The organism is Burkholderia sp. Tr-862 (assembly GCF_011753085.1).
Classification (GTDB): domain Bacteria; phylum Pseudomonadota; class Gammaproteobacteria; order Burkholderiales; family Burkholderiaceae; genus Burkholderia; species Burkholderia ambifaria.
In genome coordinates this window covers 1-7,410 of record NZ_VWWG01000240.1, presented here as the reverse complement: position 1 = coordinate 7,410, position 7,410 = coordinate 1, and the positions used below count along the sequence as shown (strand labels likewise).

Here is a 7,410-nt window from a genome sequence, read left to right as displayed (position 1 = left end):
GTCGTACGTCGCGCGGGCGGTGCGCGAGGGCGTGATCGACGGCGCGCAGGTCGCGGGCGACCGGCTGCGCCTGAGCGCATCGCGCGCGACGTTCTGGCAGAACCCGCGGCCGTGGCTGAAGGCGCCTGCATCGGGCGGGATGCCGCTGCGCTACGCGCTCACGAACGGCCACCGGCATCCGGTGCGGCCGCCGTCGCCGGCCGGCGAGATCTATGCGCGCTACATGCCGCAGGTCGGGATGACGTTCAGCCTGCGCACGGTCGACATCGACGAGCATGCGCAGTTGTTCAGCGACTGGATGAACCTCGATCGCGTCGCGCATTTCTGGGATCAGCGCGGCACGCGCGACGAGCACGCCGCGTATCTCGCTGAGCGGCTCGCCGATCCGCACATGCATCCGATGATCGGCTATTTCGACGACACGCCGTTCGGCTATTTCGAGTTCTACTGGGCGAAGGAGGACCGCCTCGCGCCGTTCTACGACGCGCACGACTACGATCGCGGGCTGCACCTGCTGATAGGCGACTCGCGCTTCCAGAGCGCGGGCAAGCTGCATGCATGGTGGAGCGGGGTGCTGCACTACATGTTCGTCGACGAACCGCGCACGCAGCGGCTCGTCGGCGAGCCGCGCGTCGATCACGTGCGGCATATCGCGTACATGCATCGGCTCGGCTTCTACACGCTGAAGGAGTTCGATTTCCCGCACAAACGTGCGGCGCTCACCGTGATGGAGCGCGAGACATTCTTCGACACTTTCCGGTTGCCGTGAGGGGGTGGGGGCGCGAAGCGTCGATGCGCCGATGCGTCAATTCGCAAGCGACGACGTTTCGCGCGGCTTGAAGGGCCGCGGACATCGGCCGTTCGGGATATGGATCGGGCGGGCGGCATGAGGAAGAATGGATTGCATCCTCATCACGGATAGGTCCCGCCGACATGGAAAGCACACCCGCGATAGCATCGGGTCCGATTCCCGATCCACATTCCCTAACATTGACATATGCCAGCATATGCCTAAAATGGGCGCATCGTACTCCTGTGGAGTGGCTCATGCGCACCGTTTCCATTTTCAAGAACGCCCGTAACCAGGCAATCCGCATCCCGAAGGACATGGAGTTCGAGGGTGTGACGGAACTCGAGATCCGCCGCGAGGGCGACACGTTGCTGCTGCGTCCGGTGCGGCCGACGTGGCTGTCGTTCGCGAGTGAACCACGGGCCGATGCCGACTTCCTCGTCGAGCGCCCGGCGGTCGTCGAACCCGGTCGTTTCGACCTGCCCGGCGCCGATGACGATGCCCCGACGGAGTCGGACCGGTGACTACGCTCTACATGCTCGATACGAACATCTGTTCGTTTATCATGCGTGAGCGGCCACCCGTGGTGTTGTCCCGGTTGCAGTCTTGCGTCAATGCGCAGCACCGGATCGTCGTGTCGGCGATCACCTATGCCGAGATGCGGTTCGGCGCAGTTGGCAGAAAGGCTTCGCCGAAGCATGCGGAACTCGTGACGGCCTTTGTCTCGCGGCTGGATGGCGTGCTGTCGTGGGATACCGCGGCGGTCGATGCAACGGCCGCGATTCGCGTTGACCTTGCCGCACGTGGCACGCCGATTGGCGCGAACGACGCGTCGATCGCCGGTCACGCGATCGCGGCCGGTGCCGTGCTCGTAACGAACAACAGTCGCGAATTCAGCCGTGTCGCGGGGTTGTCGCTCGAAGACTGGGCAGCCTCGGCCTAGGGTGGCGAATGCACGATGACGTTGCTGTCGCGCGGCAGCACGTCACGCGCGAGGAACGGGCGGTTCCGAGAGGAAAGCACTGCGGAACGCGTCGAGATACCGGTCGGCGTCATCGTTGAATTCACCCGGCAACAGCGCGAACGCGCGGGCCTGCAGGTCCTGCGCGAGGGTCGCGTAAACCGCTTCGTCCGATAACAGCGCGCGGATCGCGTCGTGCGTTTGCGGGGAAGCAATCCGCTTCGCATCGCGCGCGAGCAACCCGGCCGCGGCCAACTCCGGCTGGAAACCGTGCCGTTCGAGCAGATCGGGCGCGACGTCCCAGATGCGCTCGCGATTGCCCGCGTCGTGAAAATGCGTGAGCAGGAACAGCAGGTCGTACGCGTCGCTGTTCTGGCGCGCGCGCCGATCCTTCCACGCGAGCAACTTCAGCAGCGAGAGCGCCGGCAGGCTCGCCACCGGCACCGCGATATCGGCGCCGATCGACACGGCCAGCGCCGTATCGACCGCCTCCTGAAAGCCCAGCACGTTCAGCACGAAATCGCCGCGCGGCGGCCACGCGATTTCGCCTGGCGGTGCTTCGAGCGGCCCGAACGGCACGAGATCGAGCTCCGTGCGAAATCCCCGCGTCCCGCTGTCGAACAGCAGTTTCTGCTGATGCTTCGGTGCGCGCGCGAATTGCCCGGTCGCGACGAGCGCATCGACGAGCCGCTCGTGAAACGGCCAGCTCACCGCGCACACCGCGACGTCGACGTCCCGCGTCGCACGTACCGGCCGGATGCCGTGGACATGCCACATCAGGATGTCGCGCGCGGTTGCGCCGGCGACGACGAATGCCGTATCGAGTTGCACGCAGGTCGTGCCGACCGCCTGCAGCAGCGCGGCCGCCGCCGGCTCGAGCGGCCGGCGCACGTCGACGTCAAGCGGGCGGGTGGGCGAGGTATCGGTCATGGATGTGTTCGGCGGCGGCAAGATTGCGGCTGTCTCCGGACGAGACGAGATCCGCGTAGATCAGCAGCGGCGGCACGAGCGGCACGTCCTGCTCGCGCCAGTCGAGCGCCGGCGACGGCGGCCAGAACGCTTCGAGCAGCTCGACGTCGCCGCGCTCGTCCGGGCGCAGGCGCGCCTGGAGCAGCAGGCGGTTCGACACGGCGCCATGCGTATAGACGGTGACCACGGCTGGCTTCAGGTCGTGCGTCAGCAGGTCGGCCGCCGGTTCGCCGCCGAGCCGTGCATCGAATGCCGCGAAATTGAAGTCGCGCCACCAGTCGGGCGTGACGGCGGCAAACCGCCGGGCCGGCAGTTTCGCGCGCAGCCGGCTCGGATACAGCGCGACCCATTCCTGCACGAAGCGCGGCCAGTCGGGCATCAGGCGCTCGCCATTGCGCCGCTGCGCGACGAGGCCGCGCGCGAGCAGGTCGTCCATCGCGAGATTGACCGTGCCGAGCGCGACGCCCGACGCGGCCGCGATCGCCCGGTACGGTTGCGCGACGAGGCCCGGCTGCGTCGCGAGCGCGAACATCATGGCGAGCCCCTTGGGCGTCGTCGCGCGTGACGCCTGCCGGCGCGGCGTGCGGGCAGGTTTCGGCCGGCCGGAGATCAGCACGGTCGCCTCCGGCAGGATCAGGCTCGCGTTGCCGGCGGTATCGAGAAACGGGATGCCTTGATCGGTCAGGTGCGCGGCCAGCTCGGCCGACACATACGGCGCGACCAGCATCAGTTGCCGCTCGCCGGGCAGCGGGGCGGCGCCACGCCGACGCAGCGCCGCGCGGGCGTCCTGCACCGATTCGACACCGACGGTCACGGTGGCCGGCATCTCGAAGGTCTGCCCGCCAATGCCGAAGCGGATCATCGCGTCGGCATGCGCGCGCGATGCGGCCGGCACGCGCACCGGCCGTGCGTTGAAGCGTCGGGTCGCGCGTTCGAACGCGGCGCAGGCTTCGTCGAGCACGTGCTGTTCCGCTATCGACAGGGTGGCGTTCTCGGGCATCGGGAGGGATCGCTTGTTCACTTTTTTGTCAGCGTACACAAAAAATGTACAGCCGTCAAAAAATGAACAAGAACGCTCAACCCTTTGATGTGACGGAATTATTCCGGAATGTCTAACGGCAATCAACACACCCTCCCGCCGGAGAAATCGAGACTGAACACGCAGTGTCGCGAATCCGGCTCAGGCGCGGCAGTCGCCCGGATGGCCGGTTTCCGCCGACGGACGATTTCTCGTGTGCCGCGATGATCGACCGGCAACTCCAGGTTGTCGCGGCGACGACTTTCTGTCTGTCCGGTTGCCGCTCAACGGACTATCCTTGCCTGCACATTCCCCACCGAATCCAGGAGACGACACCGTGACGCACAGCGTGATCCCCGCAGGCCTCGCCGACGAAATGATCGAGATCCGGCATCGCATTCATGCCCACCCCGAGCTGGGCTTCGAGGAATTCGCGACGAGCGACCTCGTGGCCGAGCAGTTGCAGGCATGGGGCTACACGGTGCACCGCGGGCTCGGCGGCACGGGCGTGGTCGCGCAGCTGAAGGTCGGCAACGGCACGCAGCGCCTCGGCCTGCGCGCCGACATGGACGCGCTGCCGATCCACGAGTCGACCGGCCTGCCGTACCAGAGCACGATCCCCGGCAAGATGCACGCGTGCGGCCACGACGGCCACACGGCGATGCTGCTCGCGGCCGCGAAGCACCTGGCGCGCGAGCGGCGCTTTTCCGGCACGCTGAACCTGATTTTTCAGCCGGCCGAGGAAGGGCTCGGCGGCGCGAAGAAAATGCTCGACGACGGGCTGTTCGAGCAGTTCCCGTGCGACGCGATCTTCGCGATGCACAACATGCCGGGCTTCCCGACGGGCAAGTTCGGCTTCCTGCCGGGGCCGTTCATGGCGTCGTCGGATACCGTGATCGTCGACGTGCAGGGGCGCGGCGGCCACGGCGCGGTGCCGCACAAGGCGATCGATTCGGTCGTCGTGTGCGCGCAGATCGTCATCGCGCTGCAGACGATCGTGTCGCGCAACGTGTCGCCGCTCGACATGGCGATCGTCACGGTCGGCGCGATCCACGCGGGCGACGCGCCGAACGTGATTCCCGATCGCGCACAGATGCGCCTGTCCGTGCGCGCGCTGAAGCCCGAGGTGCGCGACCTGCTCGAGACGCGCATCAAGGAAGTCGTTCATGCGCAGGCGGCCGTGTTCGGCGCGACCGCGACGATCGACTACCAGCGCCGCTACCCGGTGCTCGTCAACGATGCGCAGATGACGACGTTCGCACGCGGCGTCGCGCGCGAGTGGGTGGGCGAAGCGAACCTGATCGACGAGATGGTGCCGCTCACCGGCAGCGAGGATTTCGCGTTCCTGCTCGAGAAGCGGCCCGGCTGCTACCTGATCATCGGCAACGGTGACGGCGAGGGCGGCTGCATGGTGCACAACCCCGGCTACGACTTCAATGACGCGGTACTGCCGACCGGCGCGTCGTACTGGGTCAAGCTGGCCGAGACGTTTCTGGTGTGACGGTGAATGCGGGGGTGGGGCCGTCCCGGTTCAATTGCGGCTCGTGCCGAACCAGAACCCATCCCCGCTGAACAACGCCGCCGCCGCATCCGGATTCGACGGCCAGTACATGTGCATGTACGTCGCGACGATCGAGCCCGTGCGATACACGGCTTCGCCGCTGCCGGGTTCCCCATTGGGCCGGGCGGCGGCGGCCACCGGCGCCAGCGGCGTGTCGAGCCGCGAATAATGAAACGTATGACCGCGCATCGGCCCGCTGCGCGTGTCCAGCTGCTGCATGCCGAGCGCCGCGAACCGGCGCTGCATCGTCGCATGGCCTGACAGCAGCCCGAGCATCGATGTCGTCGCGCCTTCCACGTCGGTCAGCGACTCGCACAGATACACCATTCCCCCGCATTCGGCGACGATCGGCCGGCCGGCTGCCGCGTGTGCGCGAATCGTCCGCGCGGCCACGGCATTCGCCGCGAGCGTCGCCGCATGCAGTTCCGGATAGCCGCCCGGCAGGAACAGCGCGTCGCACGCGTCGGGCACGGGTTCGTCGGCCAGCGGCGAAAAGAACCGCAACTGCGCACCGAGCGCCTCGAGCAGCGCGAGATTGGCCGGATAGATAAATGAGAACGCCGCGTCGCGCGCGATCGCAATTCGCTTGCCGGCGAGCGCGCGCGGCAGCGAGGCGCGGGCTTCCGGTTCCGCGAACGAGACGGCAGGCGGCAATTCGGCGAGCGCCGTCTGCGCGAGCACGTCGGCCGCACGATCGAGCCGCGCCTCGAGATCGCCGATGTCGGCCGGCTGGTGCAGGCCGAGATGCCGTTCCGGCAGCGCGATGCCCGCATCGGCCGGCACGTGCCCGAGCCAGCGCAAGTCGTCCGGCAGCGCCTGCCGCAACAGTTCCGCGTGTCGCGGCGACCCGACGCGGTTCGCGAGCACGCCGTGAAACGGCACCTCCGGCCGGAACCGCGCGAGCCCGAACGCGATCGCCGCGAACGTCTGCGCCATCGCCTTCGCGGAAATCACCGCGACGACAGGCACGCCGAATGCGACCGCGAGATCGGCGCTGCTCGGCGTGCCGTCGAACAGCCCCATCACGCCTTCGATCAGGATCAGGTCCGCGTCGCGCGCGGCATCGGCGAGCAGCGCGCGGCAGCCGGCTTTACCGACCATCCCGAGGTCGAGCGCGTGCACGGGCGCGCCGCTCGCGCGTTCGAGCAGCATCGGATCGAGAAAATCCGGCCCGGTCTTGAACACGCGCACGCGCCGGCCGAGCCGGCGGTGCAGCCGCGCGAGGCCGGCCGTCACCGACGTCTTGCCCTGGCCGGACGCGGGCGCGCTGACGAACAGCGCGGGGCAGGCCGGCATCGCTCAGAACTCCACGCCGGGCTGCGCCTTCACGCCTTGCTCCTTGTACGGATGCTTGACGAGCCGCATTTCCGTGACGAGGTCGGCCGCCTCGATCAGTGCATCGGGCGCATGCCGCCCGGTGACGACGACGTGCACCGAATCCGGCCGCGCGACGAGCGTCGCGAGCACTTCGTCGAGCGGCAGGTATTCGTACTTCAGCACGGTGTTCAGCTCGTCGAGGATCACCATCCGGTACTCGCCGCTTTCGATCATCCGGCGCGCCTCGTCCCAGCCCTTGCGCGCGGTTGCGACGTCGGCGTCGCGGTTCTGCGTATTCCACGTATAGCCGTCGCCCATCGTCACGAAGTCGCATTGCGCGACCGCGCCGAGGAAGTCGCGCTCGGACGTGTGCAGCGCGCCCTTGATGAACTGCACGACGCCGAGCCGCATGCCATGGCCGAGCACGCGCACGGCCATGCCGAAGGCGGCCGTGCTCTTGCCCTTGCCGTTGCCGGTGTTGACGATCAGCAAGCCCTTTTCCTGGGTGGCGGCAGCCTGCTTCTTTTCATGGCCGGCGCGGCGGCGTTCGGCCATCCGCTGATGGGATTCGGCATCGGTCTTCATCGGGAATCGTCCTGTCGAAAGCGAAACAAAGGGTTCAGAGCGGGCCGGCGAGCGCGACCGTCACGCCGTCCCGGCTGGATTTGGGGCCGAGCAGCCGGCCATGCGGCGCCGCGAGTTGCGCGCATGGCTCGGCCACGCCCGCGACGCCGAAACGCGCCAGCGCGGCAGCCGACGGGCCGCTCAATGCCGGTGCGGGCACTGCGCGAGCT

The 7,410-nt window shown here is 67.9% G+C and carries 9 protein-coding genes; 4 read left to right on the top strand and 5 right to left on the bottom strand.

The genetic code is table 11. The features are described from left to right. The 3 genes from F3J14_RS32490 to F3J14_RS32480 form a co-directional block, all read left to right on the top strand. On the top strand, positions 1-769 hold a 769-nt coding region (locus tag F3J14_RS32490; protein WP_247682335.1), incomplete at its 5' end, for a GNAT family N-acetyltransferase. Between the two features lie 278 nt (positions 770-1,047). After that, a complete protein-coding gene (gene vapB, locus F3J14_RS32485; protein WP_166726400.1) occupies positions 1,048-1,314 on the top strand; it encodes a type II toxin-antitoxin system VapB family antitoxin in 267 nt (88 codons plus the stop codon). Beyond that, positions 1,311-1,733 (top strand): PIN domain-containing protein, encoded by a 423-nt coding sequence (locus F3J14_RS32480; protein WP_166726399.1) that lies wholly within the window; start codon positions 1,311-1,313, stop codon positions 1,731-1,733. Before vapB ends, F3J14_RS32480 begins: the two co-directional genes overlap by 4 nt. 42 nt (positions 1,734-1,775) lie before the next feature. On the opposite strand, the gene F3J14_RS32475 is transcribed toward F3J14_RS32480, so the two are convergent. Together F3J14_RS32475 and F3J14_RS32470 are read right to left on the bottom strand one after the other, a co-directional pair. Continuing rightward, the gene (locus F3J14_RS32475; protein ID WP_166726398.1) at positions 1,776-2,681 is read right to left on the bottom strand and encodes a nucleotidyl transferase AbiEii/AbiGii toxin family protein; all 906 of its coding nucleotides are present in this window, start codon (positions 2,679-2,681) and stop codon (positions 1,776-1,778) included. Next, positions 2,650-3,720: a type IV toxin-antitoxin system AbiEi family antitoxin gene (locus F3J14_RS32470; RefSeq protein ID WP_166726401.1), complete on the bottom strand. Its 1,071-nt coding sequence runs from the start codon at positions 3,718-3,720 to the stop codon at positions 2,650-2,652. Before F3J14_RS32470 ends, F3J14_RS32475 begins: the two co-directional genes overlap by 32 nt. A 355-nt stretch (positions 3,721-4,075) precedes the next feature. Between F3J14_RS32470 and F3J14_RS32465 the strand changes: the two genes are divergently transcribed. Further along, the gene (locus tag F3J14_RS32465) at positions 4,076-5,239 is read left to right on the top strand and encodes a M20 aminoacylase family protein (protein WP_166726397.1); all 1,164 of its coding nucleotides are present in this window, start codon (positions 4,076-4,078) and stop codon (positions 5,237-5,239) included. A gap of 30 nt (positions 5,240-5,269) precedes the next feature. On the opposite strand, the gene F3J14_RS32460 is transcribed toward F3J14_RS32465, so the two are convergent. From F3J14_RS32460 to F3J14_RS32450, 3 genes are all read right to left on the bottom strand, one after another. Beyond that, on the bottom strand, positions 5,270-6,595 hold the full coding sequence (locus F3J14_RS32460; protein ID WP_166726396.1) for a cobyrinate a,c-diamide synthase: 1,326 nt from the start codon (positions 6,593-6,595) through the stop codon (positions 5,270-5,272). Positions 6,596-6,598: 3 nt separating this feature from the next. Further along, a complete protein-coding gene (gene cobO / locus F3J14_RS32455; protein ID WP_006755057.1) occupies positions 6,599-7,201 on the bottom strand; it encodes a cob(I)yrinic acid a,c-diamide adenosyltransferase in 603 nt (200 codons plus the stop codon). Between the two features lie 34 nt (positions 7,202-7,235). Continuing rightward, positions 7,236-7,410: cobalamin biosynthesis protein (locus F3J14_RS32450; protein WP_211080417.1), on the bottom strand; the 175-nt coding region annotated here is incomplete at its 5' end.

Excerpts from the sequence above, each read along its gene's own strand:
- F3J14_RS32470 (WP_166726401.1), bottom strand. The coding sequence starts at position 3,720 with ATGCCCGAGAACGCCACCCTGTCGATAGCGGAACAGCACGTGCTCGAC.
- F3J14_RS32460 (WP_166726396.1), bottom strand. The coding sequence starts at position 6,595 with ATGCCGGCCTGCCCCGCGCTGTTCGTCAGCGCGCCCGCGTCCGGCCAG.
- F3J14_RS32475 (WP_166726398.1), bottom strand. The coding sequence starts at position 2,681 with ATGACCGATACCTCGCCCACCCGCCCGCTTGACGTCGACGTGCGCCGG.
- cobO (WP_006755057.1), bottom strand. The coding sequence starts at position 7,201 with ATGAAGACCGATGCCGAATCCCATCAGCGGATGGCCGAACGCCGCCGC.
- vapB (WP_166726400.1), top strand. The coding sequence starts at position 1,048 with ATGCGCACCGTTTCCATTTTCAAGAACGCCCGTAACCAGGCAATCCGC.